Consider the following 18,092-nt stretch of genomic DNA (forward strand, 5'->3'; position numbering starts at 1 on the left):
CATGAAAAATATCGAATTTTCTAATAGTAATCATCCTAAAAACAGGCCATACTTTTATAGCACAGCCAATTCAGCAGTATTAATCAGCTTTGTTACCCCTTATCCGTGCGATCGGCATCATTTTGTTTGTTCATCTTCAAGGGAATGAAATAATGGGCGCTGTCTGCCCACAGGAGTTCCCGAGACAAAATATCGAAACTGGAATGAAAAAAATCCTGTATTGGCTGACCTGCACCATCAGAACTAAAGGCATTTTCTAAACTGAGAAAGTATTCACTCACTGATTGATCATAGTAAGCCTCTTTGGGTTTCAGGGCGTCAAAATTTAAGTCTTTATAGATGAATGGATAAGGCAGCACAAAAAAAGTCGGAACATCGACTTTATCATCTCCCAACCAAAATCCATATTCGATCATCTGTTCATCAAAAGCCGCTTTTTCGATGATTTTGTTTTCCGGAAATGGGTCCATTTTGTTTTTGACAATCAACAAAGACACATCAAATGTTCCCCAAAACAGTTGAGGTTTCACTTTCCGGCATCTGAGTGGGCCTATAAACTTCAGTTGTTCACGCTGTGCCAAATGGAATAGTTGCAGCCCCCTCATCGCTTGCTGGCGATTAAAAGTTAAGGGAGTGCTGTCTTCGTTCAAGTTTTTCTGATAGGCCATTTCCTGCGGTTTAGGATTGATCGTGACGCGGATGCCATTTGAATTCAACGCTTCCATTATTTCTTCAAAATAATCCTTTATGGCTTTGGAGGATTTCAATTCCAGGGATCGGACGTTGCCGTCCACATTGATAAGGATTTGGCTGTTGCGGATGTCTACATCCAGTTGAAAAGCTGTATTCTTTTGAAACAGCATCCCTGTCGAAAATCCATCAGTTGTTAAGCACAGTCCGACATGCGCCCACTGCGGCTCCTGTTGGGCAGTTTCCAGTTTTATTTTCCCCAGAATCTGTGAAATCAAATGCAATGTGAATTTGGTATCAGCCCACTCGGAATGCTTGATCCCATCAACCTTCATTCTGTTCGCCTCCTGGATCCGTGTTGTTTTAACTACTATACCAACCGTCACCAAATAAGAAACATAATGTACCAGAGACTGCCCATGTCCGTAGCAAGTTAGAAGAATATTAAGCGAAAGAAATCAAATCTTTTGGACAAATAGAAACTAATCGGCAACCATTCATACATAGATGCTGAATAGTAGTATATTTTTTAAACTTTTCTCTATTATGCAAGGGTCCCACACTGATATTTCAGGTTCACCAATTTAAACTAACCAATCGTTCAGCTTCTTTGCAGCAGCCCATTTCCTTCAATTCTTCGATGAGAAATGCCTTTAGTTCAGGATCTTCAAAAACCAATCCAGTGAATTGTACATCTCTGATCAAAGCCAATTTACTTTCCTTTGGAGCAGAAACAAAAAATGTCATAATTTCTTCTAAAGCCGGGTCTTCATTTCTTGTTAAAGGAAAAAGGGGAGAATGATCCGCTATATTTTCTGTAGCGGCTATACCAAGGCCATCCATTGTCGGCAGAACGACCTGCGTACTTCTTGACGCAGTTACTATCTTCTGAATGTACTCGTAGACGTTGGCTATATCCACACAGCCCATGACTTCTTGCAATTTCGCTGCCACTTCTTTTCGTACTCTGTAAAAATCCGTTTCCGTTGAGGCGTCCTTTTCTGCATTTTGCTTCATTATTTGGTAATCATCAATCGACTCAAGCATCGATCCATTAAATAAAAACAATAATTCCTCATCACTGTAGAGATAATCAATAAATTCTTTTGCATTTCTGGCAAGCAACTTCACTTCATTTTCAAAATCCATTGGTGAAATACTGACGATAAATGCCTGTTCCAGATCGGTGACTTTACCAAAATCCGTCAACAGGCCAATATGAATTCCATCTACACCTGTCCCCATGAAAGGGAGCACGTCGAGCGGCGTCTGCTGGTAGGCCTTTGTATCATCTATCCAATGCAAGCCCATATACTCATCCAATGATTTTCCATCCCTATGCAGCACCTCATCAAAAGATTTCAAACGCTTCAATGTCGGGGGAAGAAAACTTAAATCAGTAATCACTTCCACTCCTTCTGAAATAGACTGACAGCATGAATTAATTTCAAATTTCTGTAGTTCGGGGGCAGCCATTTCCAAATTCAGTACATCATCAAAAGCCTCCACTTTTCCTTCTGCACTTAGAACCAACTGTCTCTTTCCGTTTGTAAGTTCACCGCAGATTTTGCAGCTTATTTGAGGATTGACCCGTTGAAGCCTTATCGTCAAATTGTCCAACTCTTTATCTCTGTCAGGTAGCTGCAAGTCCCAATAGGTCTCTTCTCTAACTTTGAACCAATCCCAAAATGCTTCGAATCTGTTCTCAAATTTTGTCGTCCATAGCATAATCTTCCCTCCCTTAATCCAACAATTAATTCATTTATTATACCCATTTCCTGGATATAAAGGAATTAAACAAACGGGTATTTCCCTTACACTTAATTGAAAATAACTTATTTATAAAGCATTGCCTATACCTATCCTTGTGAAGAATTTTGCTTAGGAATAGACAGATTCATTTTTCAATATTCAAGTAGTACTTATTGATATTCACTAATAGATTCGATTTTACTTATTCTTCAGTTAACGATATGCTTTTATCTAATAAGAGAAAGTAATCCAGATTTGAATGGCTATTCTTCAATTTCTTTTCTGAAATCAAAAGGAGTGTTGTCAAAATGCCGAATAAAGCGATCAGTGAACAATTCAAATCCATTCCGACCACCGCAATTTCCGATGCAATGAAAGGGATGAATAATCTGGATCCATCCATTAAACCGCTTAAGGACACCTACAAAATCAGCGGAAGAGCCCTTACCGTCAAAATGCCTATCGGAGACAATTACAGTATTATGAAAGCGTTGGATGCAGCCGAACCTGGGGACATTATCGTCATTGATGCAAAAGGTGATTTGTCACGTGCTGTCGCAGGTGATTTTGTCATCGGCATGGCCAAGACCTTGGGCATCGCCGGCTTTGTCGTAGATGGTGCCGTTCGGGATCTGGAGGCATGCAAGGCATTGGATTTCCCGATTTTCTGTAAAGGCACCACAATTGCAGCCGGCAACAAGGCCGGACAAGGAGAGATCAATACGGCAATTTCCTGTGGGGGCGTTCCGGTTCAGCCCGGTGACATCATTGTCGGAGACTGCGATGGCGTCACTGTGATCCCTCAGGCCAAGGCAGAAGATGTTTTAGCCGGTTCACTGGAGAAACTCAAAAAAGATGATGAGCGTGCCGCTTCCGTTTCAGAAGATATTGTCGCTGTTAAGAAGTATTTAAAAGAGCAGATCGGGAAAGCTTAAATGACGAAAAGACAATGGCCACTAGGAGCTTTTCGAAAAAAATCATGGGTTTTTTGATAATGACAATGCCCATCCTTCCAAAACCTTTGCTATACGGGCAAAAACCACCCTTTGATGGGTTAAGCGATGGGACATAACGGGTATAGCATATCCAAGACATCAATAAATTTAGAGGAGGAATACACCATGGATTCAACAATGTGGCTGTACATAGCACTTGGAATCTTCGTGCTGGGCCTGATTATCGCAATCGTCGGCGTTGTTATGCTGATTTCGGGAATCAAAGAACCGGTGAAAAAAATGAAAGGTTCCGCAAACAACTTGAAAGAGCGTGTGGACAAACTTAACTTGGAAGCAACGACTTTATCGCATACTGCAAATGAATTAAAAGAAGATGTGCAAGTAAAATCTGAAAAAATCGGAACTTTGGTTGATGCCGCTAAAGGCACCCTGAATTCGGTTGTTGACTTGAACGCAACCGTCCGATCGATTACAGGTGATATTACGACTCGAGTGGATCGGGATAAACGCAATATCGCAGAAGTTAATCAATACAGCAATACGGCAATCGGTTTAGTTGACATGATCAAAAACCGTAAGTTGCCTAATAAAAGCAACTCTACTTATTCTCCAACCAACATGCCGGACGTAAAAGAATATTAATTTGTTAATGAAAATACACTCTGTGTTGGGTATCCGATACAGAGTGTATTTTTTCTGCGTTATCAACTCTGGATTTCACTACGGGTTGTAATAAAAGAATGTGTGAAATAGCACTGCAGCTAATGACGCCTTATCCTGATTTACCGCCTCGACATGGACCACATCAAGCTCAGAGTTGACGATTAAGTTGGACATTGATACAGCCGCAATTTCTGTGTCATTGCATTTCAAATGGCCCGTCCCAGCAAAGTCTTTCTCAAAATAATAGCTGCGGTTGTCCAATTTAAATGAATAAGCTATTTCTATCAATTGAATGCGATGTTCTGCAACCAGGACAGATTTGTGGGTTTGATGGTCTAAAATACGATAACCGAAACCTGGAAACGAACATTCGATGCTGTAAAAGGGTTTTCCATCCAACTGTGTAATTAAATATGTATAAGGCAAACCGGAACTCAGCAATGCATTGAAAATCCCTGCTATAAATGGATGGCGCTTTCGGTGCAATAAGAACAACGCTTGTCCCGATTCGTCTCTTAGCGTCATTTTTTTCGGCCGCTGAAACGTTTTGTGGACTCGATAAGTAAACTGCTGCATCCCCTGCCTCCTTACATTATTTTAATCTACAATATGAATTTTCGATCAGGAGGAATTATTGATGAAAAAAGGCTGGCTCTCAATTGTTATAGGCCTGGTTTTAGGTTTGACGCTATCCTATTTTCTGCTTAGCTATAATGGGTGGACAATGGTTTCAATTGGAAAAGATGGAGAAACCTTAAGTTCAATCAATGAACTGGACGTTGATTTGATTACGAATGCATTCAGCATTACGATACTTTGCATCGCTGTGGTTTATGGCACGTTTTCTGTCTTCAATAAACGTTTGTAACTTTATTTAGATGGGGTCTTTCGAATAAGTTGATTGTTTATAAATCACCATTGTGCTGAAGAAAAAGAAATGAATAGCCTATTTAATATCCACAATCTCCAATGTGGAATCTTCGAGAATCCATTCACTTTTTGATCTAAGTTGCTTTCGCTCCATCCAACAAACGTCTTGATTCTCCTGATAATCGCTCCTTAAATGTATAATTGATAGTAAATATACGAATGATTCCACTGCAAGTTTCATCTGTTTTTCTTTTCCAATATATCCATAAGGTTGTAATCGTCCAGTAAACAATCATTCCTGCAATGAAATTCAGCAGATACTTTAATATTCTTCCCATGCGATTCACCTCCTGGAATGTTGGTGGGTTGACGAATTTTGCTGATCATCCATTTTATCCCCAAGATGTAATAACTGGAATGAAACACACAGCCTCAATCGCAAAAGTGCCGGTCTATTTAGCTAACCCAATTGCTCCGTTTAACTGCAGGAGTTCTCCCGTTCAACGGAGAAGTACTTAATACTACACAAATTGACAGGAGGGTAAACAATGGCTTTAGCTTACAAAGAGATTCTCGTAGCAGTTGACGGCTCGGACGAAGCAGGACTCGCATTCAAAAAGTCGATCGGCATCGCCAAACGAAACAATGCCAATTTGAACTTGATTTACGTTGCTGACCCCCGGACCTATACGCCCATCAGACTCCACGGCGTTGATACCGAACAGCAGGCTTTTAAGTACGGCAGAGAACTTCTGGAGAAATACAAAGCCGAAGCCGTGGACGCCGGAGTGGAAAATGTAAACAACATCGTCACTTCAGGTTCACCTAAGAGGGTTATTGCCCGAGACTTTGCTAAACAAGTTGAAGCGGACCTGATCATATGCGGTGCATCCGGAATCAATGCCTTGGAACGTTTCATGCTTGGAAGTGTTTCGCAGCATATTGTCCGCAGCAGCCCCTGCGATGTACTGGTGGTCCGTATTCCGGACCCTGAAGAAGAGGTCAATTAAGGATTCCATTTCCTGCTGTTAGGCACCTATCAATGACGTTTCATTTTTCAAACCTTTCATTGGCTCAAAGCCTCTTTCCTGCAACAAGGAAGAGGCTTTTTGATTTGTGATAAAGTGAAGCACATCCGATGCTTTCTCTCCAGTCCTCTCCTGTCCCGCAGGCAAAGCCATCCCTTGCGATTGAATTTATTGCAATTTCAACTCAAATCTTACGTTTAAACTGTGGCATATTTTTACATGTTTCACAATAGACTTGAAATGTTCAAAAATGATTTGGCAAAAATGCTGGTTTAATGGAAATTTGCCTGTCAGCTGAGGTATATTAATAGTCGTGGACATAAGAGGAGTTTGAAAATGAAAATAGAACTAACTGCACCATCTCAGAAAACATTATGGGCACAAGTCGTGAAAACAGGAATTATCAAATCGAATTTGATTCCCATGCTCGCAGGATTGATGCTCGCGTTGTATACGTACCAAGAAAGCTTTACAGAGAATATCGGCAATATCCTTTTAGCCTTAATAGGTACAGCAGCTATTATTGCAGCAGCTGGTTCGTTCAATAATCTTTACGACCGTGACATCGATGCTGTCATGAACCGGACCAAAAGCCGCCCGACGGTAACAGGATCTATAGCGATCAAAAAAGTCTTATGGGCTGCAATTCTGTTATTGGTTATCGGCTTGGCTTTATTGTATGTGGCTTCCCCACTAACCGCATTCCTCGGATTTCTCGGCGTGTTTTTCTACGTGGTGCCTTATACCATGTGGACAAAGCGCCGGACAATCTGGAACACGGAAGTGGGAAGTATTTCAGGCGCTATGCCTCCTTTGATCGGCTGGGCCGCTGTAGCACCTGATATCTGGCATCCTGCCTGCTGGGCGTTATTCCTGATTATGGTGATCTGGCAAATGCCCCATTTTTACGCAATTGCCATTCGTAAGCAAGAGGATTATACAGCAGCAAATATTCCGATGCTTCCCGTCGCCAAAGGTGCAAAGCGCACTTATTTACAAACTAATATCTATTTAGTTTTATTGGTGATTTCAAGCCTGCTGTTTTTGCCCTTAAGCCTCGGCTTGACCTTGGTTTCTCTAGTCATGGGACTTCTATGGCTGGGCTTAAGCCTTTTCGGATCCCAGAAATACGGCATTAAAGTATGGGCCGATAAAATGTTTTTATTCTCCTTGGTGCATATGGTCGTTATTTATTCAACGGTAATTATTTATGCTTCCATCGGGATGATTCTTTCCGGAATTTATTGACAAACAATCCAGTAAAAAATGTTACGTGACGAAACAGGTAGACAGTATCGCAGCTGATCTACCTGTTTTTTTATTGCCATAAATCTCCTTCTAAATATTCTAAATTATTGTATTAAGTTTTAGAAATCCCTATCTTGCTGTTGCTTAATCTAGTAAACTTAAATTACATGGGAATTAATTACTTTTTAAGAATCTTGGAGAACTAGTCTAATAGACCCCCGCGCATAAACTATCCATACATAAAAGAAGAAAAGTTATGATTGGAAGGAGATCAATAATGATGAAATATTTGTCAAAAGAGCTGGGACAGGATATTTTAGCTTCCACTGCTCTTTTTGATTTGATTCAAGACCCCATTTTCCTGATGGCGAAAGACGGAAATTCCTATCGTTATCTTTACGCTAATCCAGCAGCGTTGGCTATCATGCCCCCACAGAAAATTATCGGCTGTCTGATTGAAGAAGTTTTCCTTCCTGAGCAAAGTCAAGCAATAATCCGACAACACCAAGAAGTAACAGCTGCGCAAAAACCGAGAGAATTTATTGAAAAGATTCAAACAGACAATGGGTTTTTTATCGGTGAAATAATGTTGAGTCCGGTACTAGTCAAACCTGATCAATGCCAGTATATAATGACTGTCGTGCGGGACGTCACCGAAAGAGAACAGAGAAAGGAAGCTCTGCTGAAGACTAAAAGGGAAATCGATGTCGAGAGAAAACGATTGAACTCACTGGTCGAAAACAACGGAAATGCGGTATTTGAATTTGATCAAGACAAAAATTTCATCAGCATCAACCATACAGTCACAGAAGTTACAGGGTTCTCTGAAAAAGAGCTGATTGGCCAGTCCGTTGTTTCAATGGTCGTCGATCGCTATTTAGAGGACACGCTCTCTCATTTTGAAAAAGCCTTGACCGGAGTTTCTGTTGAATTTGAAACGGTGATCTATACAAAAAAACGACAGAAGGCTGTCTTTCAAGTGAATACCATTCCCATCATCATTGAAAATCAAGTGAATGGAATTTATGCCATCGCCAAAGAAATTTCAGATCAGAAAAAAACAGAGCGATTGTTGCGCGAGAATGAACAGCGGTATAAATCGCTATTCGACAATCACCCGCATGGAATTTTCACGTTTGACCGGACCGGCAACCTGGAAAGCATCAATGCGGGTACCGAAAACATCACCGGTTATACGTTTGAGGAATTAAAGGCAAATTCATTTTTATCGATCGTCATGCCTGAAGAAATAGAAAAAGTACGCGACTATTTTTACAAAGCGATTAACAGCGAACAGCCGGAACGTTATGAAATGGCTTTCCATAAGAAAAATGGCGGGTTGATTGATTTGCAGGTCCTGAATATCCCTCTGATCGTAGATGGACAAATGCTTGGAATCCACGGCATCATCACCGATATCACTGAAAAAAATTTAGCTGCTAAGGCGCTGACAAAGGCAAAAGAAGAACTCGAAGTTTTCTGGGAAAACTCAACCGATCCCCTCTTTTATATTGATACAAAAGGAGATATTTTAAAAGTAAACCCGGCCTTTGAAGAAACATTCGGCTTTACAGAAGACGAAATGAAAACTGGAAAAGGAACAATCATCCCATCTCATATGAGATCTGATCAAGACCATATTATAGGACGGATATTGGACGGAGAAACGGTCAAGTTTCATGATACACTGCGCATCGACAAAACCGGGAAACCGTTGAATATCATTTCTTCCTATTCCCCAGTCCGAAATTCGGATAGAAAAGTCATTGGCGCGACAATCGTCTATAAAAATGTGACCGAATTAAAAAAAGCAGAACAGGAACTACAGAAAAGCCAGGAAAAATACCGGCTGATTACAGAAAGCACTTTTGACATCATTACATTGATCGACCTTTCCGGAAAAGTGGAATACGTATCGCCCGCCAGCGAAAAAGTGTTGGGATACTCGGATCAAATCTTTATCGGAAGCCCTTTTACTACGAACGTTCATCCGGAGGATACTTGTAATTTAATTGAAAGTGTCGCATCCCTCATTGATAGAGGAGAATCTACCACAGTAGAAGTGAGGTGTATGCATCGGAAGGGACATTATGTCTGGATGGAGATATCCCCCACCCCAGTCTTGTCGAATGGGGAATTAAAGCAATTCTTCACGATTGCAAGGGACATCACAGAACGCAAGAAGCTACAGGACAAAGTAGAGAAGATGGCATTTTATGATCATTTAACCGGTATCCCCAACCGCCGGACTTTTGATGACAAATTAAAGAAAGCTATTTTCCAAGCCGACGCCACCGGAAAAAAAGTAGCTGTACTTATGTTGGATGGCCGCAAGTTTAAACAAATCAATGACCAGTTCGGACACGATGCAGGAGATGCAGTCATCAGGGAAATGGCGATGCGGCTAGAGTCCAGCATCCGATCTAGCGACACGGTTGCCCGTTTGGGCGGTGACGAAATGGGGATTGTTTTACCGGGACTTGATTCAGTCGAAGTGGCCGAACAAACAGCAAAGCGAATACTGAAATCACTCGAATCTCCCCTGCTCTTTAACGGTTGTGAAATTAAAATTGGAGCCGAAATCGGCATTTCGTTATACCCCGACAACGCTGATAATGAAAAATCATTGGTTAAATACGCAGATATGGCTCTTTACGAGGCGAAAACATCAGACCACGATCATTATCGGATTTACAATTAAAAACCAGGCAGCTTAACTGAGAGCAGAACGAAAGAAGGAGAAAAACCATGCGTTGGCATCGTTTTTCTCCTTCTTTCATTTAAATTTCGTTTATTTACTATCACCGATAAACCAAATTTCATTTTCATAATAGCCTTCTTCATCATCGATTATTTCCTTGAAACCGGAAATGGATAAGTCTTCAGGAACGTCCAAATTCCATTCTGCCCGAACATTTCGAGTCTCCGGAAGCGGAATCCATTTCTGGTCCTCATCTTCACGGATAAAGAAATCTTGGAAATGTTCGTTCCCTTTAAAAACAATGATTTGTGAATTCCACAAACTCGGAAAATCAATTGAAGCTACAACACGGTATTCCACTTGGTCATAAGGCTTTAGATCTTTAAGGTATGCCACCCGTTCTATAAGTGTTTGCATACAAAGTTGTTTAACTTTCCGAGATGTTTGATCGGAGTTGATAAAACCTTGGTGAACCGGCAAATGCATATGCCAGTATCCATTATAGAAATCCGTTGGAAATACCGCTGTGTTTTCTTTAATCCGTTTGACCATGTTTTCCGTCTTCTGTTTAATCCCCCGAACTTTTTTTCTCTCATGTCAGTTCTCCTCAATTTACAGTTAGATAAAACTAAAGATAAAACACCATGAAGAGGCTAAACAAAGCAATAGCTCCCATCATGCCAACTACCATAGTTCTTCCAAAATCGCTTATAAAATACAGATTCAGCATCATAAAATAAAGAACACCAATGATCAAAATAAAAAGCAGAAATCCGTTTGTGTCTGCAATTTCATGCGTAAAGATCGAAAGCAGCAGTCCTGAAATAAGAAACACACCGTACCAATTTAGAACTTTTCGCACGGAGAATACCTTTGGATTTTCAGGTCCTGGTTTAGGCGTCGCCTTCGGATATGGGTTCATTTTATCAACTCCCTGTCGTCCCTACTTCTTTTACGAAATAATGGAACCGATAGTTTCAGAAATTGAAATAAATGATTTGCATCATCTTGTTGAGTTCATCAGCATCGATCAAATCATTTTTTCACAGCACCCTAAAAATTCATTCCACAATGACATCTGAAGGAAGAATGCCCGAAAAATCTTTCGGTACATCAAACGGAATGACGCGGACTTGATCGCCCACTTCCAATTCTTTGTAGGAACTTATGGCTCCTTTAAAAACGGCACCATCATTCAGATGCATTTCATATGCTGCGGTTTTTCCTTCACCAGTTGAAGGTACTTCGATAATGAAACTAGTCTCTTACTTTTCTGTCACTGTCCCCTCATAGTTTCCGCAGGCCGATACCACCAGCAGGAGAATGACCAGCACTCCGAACAATCGCTTCATATGGGCTCACTTCCGTTTCTATAAGGTACCTAAATCATCTGTTATTCATCAAATTTAATTCCTCTCTTTTCGTTTTCCAACTAAATTGTATTCTTAACGAATTCCCTGAATTTATTTTCCTCTTCGGAAAACGGATTATGATTACTCTCTTCGAATACAGTCAGTTTGGCTGTTGGAATATGGGTAACTACCAGTGGCACACATGGACTCTTTCAAAAATTTTAAAACTTCCCCTTGCCGTTTAAAGCATTCCTTCTTGCCACATTATCCATTCCTCTTCTTATTTAGAGGTTTTACTTACAAGGTTTGTTTCTCGATATGATCGCCAATTAGTTAATAACCAACCTGAAAAATTCCGTTTCATTCAGAAAATCTTGTCTTGTAAGCAATCGCCCTGATATGAGTTGCCGGTAAGAAGTGATGGTCCCATCATGTGTAATAATGTAGATTCTCTTTCGTTGAAAACTTCGGCAAAAACCAAAAAAGTCTTCGGCCAAGCAGCTGAATTCATATTCTGGCAGTATATTGATACCTGTTTTCCACAACGAAGAATCCTGATTTTGAGCAAAATGAAAGGCAGGAAATTCTTCTTGCATCGTTTGTGTATCGAGCAGCTCATCACAGCGAGATGTCACAGCATCCGCGTGGGCAGGAAATATCCGGGGCGCCGCCAACGGGTGGACAACTTTAATACAATCCACATTTCTGCTCCACACAGAAGCAGTCTGGAGCGTTCTCAGAGTAGGGCTGACAACCACAACATCCTCAGCAGTCAAAGGCAGTGCAGACCTTAATTTTTTCGCCTGGTCCATGCCTTTGCTGGTTAGCGAAGGATTTCTCATTCCAAGACTGTTCGGCAAATTACTCGTATGTGTTCCTTGGCCATGACGAATAAAAATCAATTCCATATTCCCTGCCTCCCCATTTTAAACAGTAATTACCATTTAAAAATGACTCCATACGTCAGATTCCCACTTCCACGACTTAACCCTGTTGGTCAACCGCACAACTTCCGGAAGAACCGTTGGCAATGTTCCCGGTTCCATTCTATAACCTTGCCGTCGGAGCTCCCGGAAGATGTTGATTCTATTCTTAATATACCAAATAAAACCAATAAAAAACAAAGTGATTGACTATTCTTTTCCTTTAAATTGATTGGTGTTTGTTCTTATCCAAGATTTTTGTCTGCACAAAAAAACCTCTCTCGAACATCCATTTTTGCGGACGATCAAAAGAGGTTCATCAATTAATTTTCTTCTGCCAACCTAAATGCTTTGCGGCTTCTGATGCTTAGAACAAGCCATAGCAGCACGTTGAAGACCAGAATAAACCCACCGAGCACCCATATGCTCATCATAAACGTTTCATTTCCATATGCTGAAGACATAGCTTCCCGGAAACCAAGAAGCGCATAGCTCATTGGAACAAAGTCATGGACTTTCTGGAAAAATCCATTGGTCAGTTCTACCGGGAACATGCCACCGCTCGCACCCAATTGAACGACGAGCAAGATCATGGCCATAAAGCGGCCTGGATTACCGAATGTGATTGCCAAGAACATGATCAGGAACATATAAGTAAGTGAGGTGATCACAGAAACTGCGATGAACTCTCCGATATGTTCCACTTGAAGGTGGAAACCGAACAACATGATGGCATCGACAATCAATGCAGCAGCAGTCGCCTGGACAAAGCCAATCGAAAACTTGCTGAGCCACCAAGCTGTTCCGGAAGTCGGACGCCCTGCCGGCGCATTGATCGGAAATACCAGATTGAACGATAAAGCACCTACGAAGAGGCCAAGCGATAAGATGTACGGGGCTAACGCATGGCCATAGTTTGGCACTTCACTGCGCTGGCTCTCAGTGGCTATTGCCGGAGCAGCCAGCAGTTTAAAGTTCGCATCCTTCAACTGGGTGCCATTGATGTCTTCTGCTCCCTCGCCCAAGCTTGCAGCGAGTTCAGATGATCCCTCTGATAGTTTACCTATGCCTGCTCCCAGCTCACCTGAACCATCTTGTAACCGTCCTGCCCCATTGCGCAGCTCAAGTGCACCGCCGGCAAGTTCACCCACTCCTCCGGAAAGCGCCGGAAGCCCTTGATCCAAACGATTGGCACCCTCTGCCAATTCGCTGGAACCGGAAGTCAATTTTTCGGAATTTACAGCTAGCTGCTCGGTACCTTGCTGAAGTTGCCCCGCTCCTTCTGCTGCTTCGGCAACCCCTTCTGCATAAGCAGCAGTTCCACTTTTCAGCTCCTGCGATCCTTGCTGTAAGGCACTTGCCCCTTCGACCAATCCAGCTGAACCATCAGCAAGAGACGATACGCCTTTAGTCAACGAAGAACTGCCTTGTGCCAAACGATCAACTGCCTCTGCCAATTGCGGCAATTTTTGTGTGGTTGTCTCTATACCAGCCAATAATTCCCCACTACCTTGCTTGGCTTCATCTGCACCTGCAGCAAGAGCAGCAGCGCCCGGAATCAATCGGCTGCTCAGCGCATCCTGGACAGCTGCATAACCACCGAGTGCCTGCACCGCTTGTGGATTGACACGCTCGACCGCATTGTTCAATTCGGCGATTTGTCCCGGCAATGAACCGAGTGATTGAAAAGCCGGGATCAATTGATCGTTTAAACCGGATGACACCGCGCCAAGGCTAGTCTTGAGTGTTTCAAGTGTAGCTTGCTGCACCGCTGACTGTTCTTCCAAACTGTCATTGACAGCAGCTTTCAGCTCTGCCTGCTGCTCTTCTGTTAAGCTGCCAAAAGCGGGAGACGCCTGCAGCGACTCCACAGCTGAGACGGAAGAAACTGGCGTCAGTTCCTCTAAACTTTGTTGAGCTGCAGCTAATTTTGCTTGCAGTCCGGATGCATCTTGAGCGTTCCCTGCAGAAACTGCACTGTTCAATTGGCTAAGGCTTTCTTGAATACCGGCGAGCCCTTGCTGCAAGCTGGCGATTTGATCAGCCGCTGGCAGTTCATCATTCAATTCGTTTAACCCATTCTTCAATGCCGAACCTCCTGCAGCTAATTCTGCAAGTCCATCATTGAGCGCGGCTTGACCCGAAACCAATTGCTGCATGCCTGAAGAGCTGTCTGCCAGTTGACTGGTTTGTGACTGCAATTCGTGCAGGCCATTGTCCAGCTCTTCACTACCGCGCTGAGTTTCCGACAATCCATCATTCAGCTGCTGAGCTCCAGGAACCAGCGAACCTAGGCCATCTGCCAACTTCACGGACCCTTGAACCAATGCAGAACCATTACTGTTCAACTCGGCTGTGCCTTCAACCAGTCCAGCTACTCCGCTTTGAAGTCTTCCAACGCCTTCAGTGTACTCAAAAATTCCTTTGTTCAACTGGTCTGCCCCTTTGCGCAGTGCAGTTGTTCCCGCTGAAAATTGACCAACACCAATTTCCAACTGCTCGGCCCCTTCCTTGAACGTCAAACTGCCTTCTGACAATTCCATTAGCCCTGCAGTCAGTTCCTTATTGCCATCCTGGAGCTCAACAGTTCCTTCATTGAGCTGTTCGGCACCTTCAGCTGCCTGCCCTACTCCTTCACCAAGTGTTTCAATTTGCGCAAATACTGCTTTTACGTATTCTTTTGTTACATTTTCTGCGATTTCTTCTTTAATGGCCATGGTCGCCTGCTTGCTGACAGCTTCAATGAAAAAGCCTCGGCCAGGATTGGTTTCATACTGCAAATTCATGGCTTTCGGCTGATCATCCATAATGGACGCCGCATTTGTTGAAAAATCCTTCGGAATGGTCAACACCATAAAATATTTTCCGTCATTCATGCCGCGTTCAGCTTCTTTGGCATCTGTAAAATGCCAGTCCAGTGTTTCATTTTCTTTTAAGTTACCGACCAATTCGTCCCCGACAGCGAAAGTAGTGCCATCGTAATCTGCAGCTGTGTCTTCATTCACAACAGCCACCGGCAAACGATCAGTTTTACCGTAAGGATCCCAGGACGATCCAAGGAAAAACCCTCCATAAATAATTGGGATAAACATCATAACAATCATTGTTCCCAATAACAGCGGTTTGGAAAACAATTTTTTCCATTCCAATCTAAGCATGTTCACTTGTCATCATCCTGTTCTTTACCGATTACGTCACTTAAAGTTTCACGGTTCCAGTTTAAAGTCGGCAAGTTTGCCGTTCCAAGTCCTTCTTTCAGCAAATCCGCTGCAGTCAAATTAGAAAAGTACTCAATGAGCAAACGATCTCCTTGCGCAAACACATTACGCAGAAGTTCCTGTCCTTTTTTCGCATATTTTCCGTCATGAAATGCCAAGCCGATCAACCCAGTATCCGGATACATTTGAATCGGCCCTTCCATCGCTTCGATGACATCCAGCAAGGTAATATCAGTTGCAGGCTTCGCAAGTGAAACGCCCCCATTATTTCCAGAGACCGAAACCGCAATTCCCTGGACAACCAATTTTCGGATGATTTTTTTCATATACGAAGGCGACACGCCCAGTCTTTTGCTGATTTCATCGGAAGCAAGCGGCGCGCTGCTTTCCTGTGTGGCCAGCAAAACAATAATGCAAAATGCTTGCTCTACCCCTTTTGTCAATTGCATATCCAACACCTCTTTTTCATCTACTTCAGATATCCATTATGGACATCTGATATCTATTTAGGAATTCTACACCTTTTTCAAAAAAATGCAAGAGCCATATCTAACTCGGACTAACGAATCTGAATCATTTGGAATTTTATGCTATAATTTAAATAAAGATACATTTAATTGCATAAAAAACGAGTGGACATTGCCGAACGATTTAGGAAGCGGATGGGTATCGCCGGCTTTTAGCCAAGTGGTAGCACAATCGATGAGTTCTGACTTGCAGGATAAGGGAAACACCTGGATTAATACGGGGACGAGTTTCGGTATTTTATTGACCGGTCCTGTAGCTTTGGCATTTGGGGAACAGTGGAGATGGAGTTATGTCTTATTCGCAATCATTGCTTTAATAATTTGTTGGTGGAACAGTTATTCAATCAAAGAAGAAAATCAGAGAGTTCGAATGTTCAAGCAAATTAAATTCAAATTTAAGCCATTGGTTAAGGCGCGCTTTCTGATACTGGCTTCCTTCGGGGTCGGTTTCAGCTCAGCAATTTATTGGACCTTCTCAAGAAGTTATATTACCGCTATTCACGACTTATCAGTAAGTGAAAGTGTAGGATTTTGGACCATTATGGGAGGTGCGGGCATTATTGGAGGCATAGCCGGAACCATCATCCACTCAATTGGACTGCACCGCTCCTACCAATTAGGTGTGCTGATGGTATCAGCCGCTATTTTCGGTTTAACTCTATCACATTCTGCAGCTATCCATGTATCGGCTCTGCTTTTTGGCGTATCGTTTATTTTTATGAATGGCCTCTTTATCGTCTGGGGTACCCGACAATTTCCTGATTCGCCTTCGACCGGCGTCAGTATTTCATTTTTCTCATTGGGAATTGGCCAGTCCGCTGGTTCTATAGCTGCAGGCATGTTGGTCGAAGGCATTTCCTATCCTTTTGCGTTTATCCTGTTTTCAATCATCGGTCTTCTTTTTCTTTTTTGTAGAACCACCATTCTTCCTTTATCTTCTGATATAAAAAAGCAATGAAAAGTCCGATGCGAAAGCATCATGAACAGTCGCCATTGCCGGTTTTAGCCTTTTTATATTTAAAAACGCTTACATTTAGCGATCTATGTTTCGCCTTATTTTTAAGTGGTAGATAAAGAAAGAAACTATCCATTATCAACCACTAAGGAGAGAGTTAGATGACAAACTTGCCGAACCCTAGAACACAATACACAACAGATGATTTCCCAAAACAATTTCAAGAGCCGCCAGGCCTTCAAAATCAAATGGATCCCCTGCCCGATTGCGGTGAAACAAGTTATGTCGGTTCCGGCAAACTAGCTGGGCGGAAAGCGCTTGTAACCGGTGGCGATTCTGGTATCGGCCGCGCAGCTGCAATCGCTTATGCCCGTGAAGGAGCGGACGTTGCGATCAACTACTTGCCAGTGGAACAGCCTGATGCAGAAGAAGTCAAAAAGCTGATTGAAGCCGAGGGTCGGAAAGCCGTCTTGATTCCAGGAGATCTGAGCAATGAGGCTTTCTGCCAGAAACTGGTCGAGCAGGCAAACGCCGAACTTGGCGGATTGGACATCCTGGCACTGGTTGCCGGAAAGCAACAAGCGGTCGAGGATATTTTGGATTTGCCTACTGAACAACTTGAGAAAACATTCCAGATCAACGTCTATTCAATGTTCTGGACTGTAAAAGCAGCGCTTCCGCACCTTCCTGCAGGAGCTTCCATCATCACAACCAGCTCAGTGGAAGGATTCGATCCGAGCCCGATGCTGGTCGATTATGCAGCGACGAAATTCGCAATTATCGGTTTCACAAAATCCTTATCGAAACAATTGGCGGAAAAAGGCATTCGCGTCAATTCCATTGCTCCGGGACCAATTTGGACTGCTCTTCAAATTTCCGGCGGCCAACCGCAGGAAAACATTCCGGAATTCGGAAAAGGTACACCTGAAACTCCTCTTGGACGTGCAGGGCAACCTGTGGAATTATCACCCGTTTATGTATTCCTGGCTTCTCCCGAATCCAGCTATGTAACGGGTCAGATTTACAGCATCACGGGCGGCATGCCGACTGCCTAATCCCTCAAAAAATACTAAAAGCTTACAGCCCTTGTTTTTCTTGGGCTGTAAGTTTTTTTAGTGTATAGCTGAAATCTTCAGCACCATTTAAAAATCATGTTTCTAACTCTTTAATTCATTTAAATTAATTGAATTTTCAGTTTTAAAAGGTTTT

Annotated in this window: 18 protein-coding genes; 8 read left to right on the top strand and 10 right to left on the bottom strand. The window is 42.6% G+C overall.

The window, feature by feature from the left end:
• Positions 1–92: 92 nt before the first annotated feature.
• Positions 93–1,025, bottom strand: coding sequence for a DUF5996 family protein (locus QMA04_RS07480; protein WP_290184894.1), 933 nt, complete (start codon positions 1,023–1,025; stop codon positions 93–95).
• 241 nt (positions 1,026–1,266) lie between these two features.
• Positions 1,267–2,418 (bottom strand): hypothetical protein, encoded by a 1,152-nt coding sequence (locus tag QMA04_RS07485; RefSeq protein WP_290184896.1) that lies wholly within the window; start codon positions 2,416–2,418, stop codon positions 1,267–1,269.
• A 332-nt stretch (positions 2,419–2,750) separates the two neighbouring features.
• Between QMA04_RS07485 and QMA04_RS07490 the strand changes: the two genes are divergently transcribed.
• Entirely contained in the window at positions 2,751–3,377 is a 627-nt protein-coding gene (locus tag QMA04_RS07490) for an RraA family protein (RefSeq protein ID WP_290184898.1), read from the top strand.
• A gap of 186 nt (positions 3,378–3,563) precedes the next feature.
• Positions 3,564–4,040: a DUF948 domain-containing protein gene (locus QMA04_RS07495; RefSeq protein ID WP_290184900.1), complete on the top strand. Its 477-nt coding sequence runs from the start codon at positions 3,564–3,566 to the stop codon at positions 4,038–4,040.
• Between the two features lie 78 nt (positions 4,041–4,118).
• Here QMA04_RS07495 and QMA04_RS07500 read toward each other — a convergent pair whose 3' ends face one another.
• Positions 4,119–4,637: a tubby C-terminal domain-like protein gene (locus tag QMA04_RS07500; protein WP_290184901.1), complete on the bottom strand. Its 519-nt coding sequence runs from the start codon at positions 4,635–4,637 to the stop codon at positions 4,119–4,121.
• Between the two features lie 61 nt (positions 4,638–4,698).
• Here QMA04_RS07500 and QMA04_RS07505 point away from each other — a divergent pair, with 61 nt between their 5' ends.
• Positions 4,699–4,929 carry a hypothetical protein gene (locus tag QMA04_RS07505; protein WP_290184902.1) on the top strand — a complete coding sequence of 77 codons (231 nt, stop codon included), beginning with the start codon at positions 4,699–4,701 and terminating at the stop codon, positions 4,927–4,929.
• Between the two features lie 136 nt (positions 4,930–5,065).
• Here QMA04_RS07505 and QMA04_RS07510 read toward each other — a convergent pair whose 3' ends face one another.
• Complete coding sequence (locus tag QMA04_RS07510; RefSeq protein WP_290184904.1) at positions 5,066–5,269, bottom strand: hypothetical protein; 204 nt, start codon at positions 5,267–5,269, stop codon at positions 5,066–5,068.
• A gap of 210 nt (positions 5,270–5,479) precedes the next feature.
• Between QMA04_RS07510 and QMA04_RS07515 the strand changes: the two genes are divergently transcribed.
• The 3 genes from QMA04_RS07515 to QMA04_RS07525 all read left to right on the top strand — a co-directional run bounded on the left by QMA04_RS07515 (position 5,480) and on the right by QMA04_RS07525 (position 9,908).
• Positions 5,480–5,941 (top strand): universal stress protein, encoded by a 462-nt coding sequence (locus QMA04_RS07515; RefSeq protein WP_203339923.1) that lies wholly within the window; start codon positions 5,480–5,482, stop codon positions 5,939–5,941.
• 354 nt (positions 5,942–6,295) lie between these two features.
• Entirely contained in the window at positions 6,296–7,207 is a 912-nt protein-coding gene (cyoE, locus tag QMA04_RS07520; RefSeq protein WP_290184906.1) for a heme o synthase, read from the top strand.
• Positions 7,208–7,484: 277 nt separating this feature from the next.
• A complete protein-coding gene (locus QMA04_RS07525; protein ID WP_290184908.1) occupies positions 7,485–9,908 on the top strand; it encodes a PAS domain S-box protein in 2,424 nt (807 codons plus the stop codon).
• 90 nt (positions 9,909–9,998) lie between these two features.
• Here the strand turns inward: QMA04_RS07525 and QMA04_RS07530 are convergent, their stop codons facing one another.
• The 6 genes from QMA04_RS07530 to QMA04_RS07560 form a co-directional block, all read right to left on the bottom strand.
• Positions 9,999–10,460 (bottom strand): DUF3916 domain-containing protein, encoded by a 462-nt coding sequence (locus tag QMA04_RS07530; RefSeq protein WP_290184909.1) that lies wholly within the window; start codon positions 10,458–10,460, stop codon positions 9,999–10,001.
• Positions 10,461–10,536: 76 nt separating this feature from the next.
• Positions 10,537–10,830 carry a hypothetical protein gene (locus QMA04_RS07535; protein WP_290184911.1) on the bottom strand — a complete coding sequence of 98 codons (294 nt, stop codon included), beginning with the start codon at positions 10,828–10,830 and terminating at the stop codon, positions 10,537–10,539.
• Between the two features lie 139 nt (positions 10,831–10,969).
• On the bottom strand, positions 10,970–11,113 hold the full coding sequence (locus QMA04_RS07540) for a hypothetical protein (RefSeq protein ID WP_290184913.1): 144 nt from the start codon (positions 11,111–11,113) through the stop codon (positions 10,970–10,972).
• Positions 11,114–11,589: 476 nt separating this feature from the next.
• Positions 11,590–12,168, bottom strand: coding sequence for a histidine phosphatase family protein (locus QMA04_RS07550; RefSeq protein WP_290184914.1), 579 nt, complete (start codon positions 12,166–12,168; stop codon positions 11,590–11,592).
• Positions 12,169–12,506: 338 nt separating this feature from the next.
• Positions 12,507–15,341: a YhgE/Pip domain-containing protein gene (locus tag QMA04_RS07555; protein WP_290185241.1), complete on the bottom strand. Its 2,835-nt coding sequence runs from the start codon at positions 15,339–15,341 to the stop codon at positions 12,507–12,509.
• 2 nt (positions 15,342–15,343) lie between these two features.
• Positions 15,344–15,850, bottom strand: a complete 507-nt coding sequence (locus QMA04_RS07560) for an RrF2 family transcriptional regulator (protein ID WP_191715749.1) — start codon at positions 15,848–15,850, stop codon at positions 15,344–15,346.
• Between the two features lie 85 nt (positions 15,851–15,935).
• On the opposite strand from QMA04_RS07560, the gene QMA04_RS07565 reads away from it, so the two are divergent.
• The gene (locus tag QMA04_RS07565; protein ID WP_290184916.1) at positions 15,936–16,886 is read left to right on the top strand and encodes an MFS transporter; all 951 of its coding nucleotides are present in this window, start codon (positions 15,936–15,938) and stop codon (positions 16,884–16,886) included.
• Between the two features lie 158 nt (positions 16,887–17,044).
• Positions 17,045–17,938 (top strand): SDR family oxidoreductase, encoded by an 894-nt coding sequence (locus QMA04_RS07570; RefSeq protein WP_290184918.1) that lies wholly within the window; start codon positions 17,045–17,047, stop codon positions 17,936–17,938.
• Positions 17,939–18,092: the final 154 nt, after the last annotated feature.

This window comes from Planococcus sp. APC 3900, from assembly GCF_030407735.1.
GTDB classification, from domain to species: domain Bacteria; phylum Bacillota; class Bacilli; order Bacillales_A; family Planococcaceae; genus Planococcus; species Planococcus notacanthi.

Bases quoted from the DNA above. Each gene is read 5' to 3' on its own strand.
- QMA04_RS07570 (WP_290184918.1), top strand. From the start codon at position 17,045: ATGACAAACTTGCCGAACCCTAGAACACAATACACAACAGATGATTTC.
- QMA04_RS07540 (WP_290184913.1), bottom strand. From the start codon at position 11,113: ATGCATCTGAATGATGGTGCCGTTTTTAAAGGAGCCATAAGTTCCTAC.
- QMA04_RS07525 (WP_290184908.1), top strand. From the start codon at position 7,485: ATGATGAAATATTTGTCAAAAGAGCTGGGACAGGATATTTTAGCTTCC.
- cyoE (WP_290184906.1), top strand. From the start codon at position 6,296: ATGAAAATAGAACTAACTGCACCATCTCAGAAAACATTATGGGCACAA.
- QMA04_RS07500 (WP_290184901.1), bottom strand. From the start codon at position 4,637: ATGCAGCAGTTTACTTATCGAGTCCACAAAACGTTTCAGCGGCCGAAA.
- QMA04_RS07480 (WP_290184894.1), bottom strand. From the start codon at position 1,025: ATGAAGGTTGATGGGATCAAGCATTCCGAGTGGGCTGATACCAAATTC.
- QMA04_RS07565 (WP_290184916.1), top strand. From the start codon at position 15,936: ATGCAAGAGCCATATCTAACTCGGACTAACGAATCTGAATCATTTGGA.
- QMA04_RS07510 (WP_290184904.1), bottom strand. From the start codon at position 5,269: ATGGGAAGAATATTAAAGTATCTGCTGAATTTCATTGCAGGAATGATT.
- QMA04_RS07490 (WP_290184898.1), top strand. From the start codon at position 2,751: ATGCCGAATAAAGCGATCAGTGAACAATTCAAATCCATTCCGACCACC.
- QMA04_RS07555 (WP_290185241.1), bottom strand. From the start codon at position 15,341: ATGCTTAGATTGGAATGGAAAAAATTGTTTTCCAAACCGCTGTTATTG.
- QMA04_RS07550 (WP_290184914.1), bottom strand. From the start codon at position 12,168: ATGGAATTGATTTTTATTCGTCATGGCCAAGGAACACATACGAGTAAT.
- QMA04_RS07515 (WP_203339923.1), top strand. From the start codon at position 5,480: ATGGCTTTAGCTTACAAAGAGATTCTCGTAGCAGTTGACGGCTCGGAC.
- QMA04_RS07485 (WP_290184896.1), bottom strand. From the start codon at position 2,418: ATGCTATGGACGACAAAATTTGAGAACAGATTCGAAGCATTTTGGGAT.
- QMA04_RS07505 (WP_290184902.1), top strand. From the start codon at position 4,699: ATGAAAAAAGGCTGGCTCTCAATTGTTATAGGCCTGGTTTTAGGTTTG.
- QMA04_RS07560 (WP_191715749.1), bottom strand. From the start codon at position 15,850: ATGCAATTGACAAAAGGGGTAGAGCAAGCATTTTGCATTATTGTTTTG.
- QMA04_RS07495 (WP_290184900.1), top strand. From the start codon at position 3,564: ATGGATTCAACAATGTGGCTGTACATAGCACTTGGAATCTTCGTGCTG.
- QMA04_RS07535 (WP_290184911.1), bottom strand. From the start codon at position 10,830: ATGAACCCATATCCGAAGGCGACGCCTAAACCAGGACCTGAAAATCCA.
- QMA04_RS07530 (WP_290184909.1), bottom strand. From the start codon at position 10,460: ATGGTCAAACGGATTAAAGAAAACACAGCGGTATTTCCAACGGATTTC.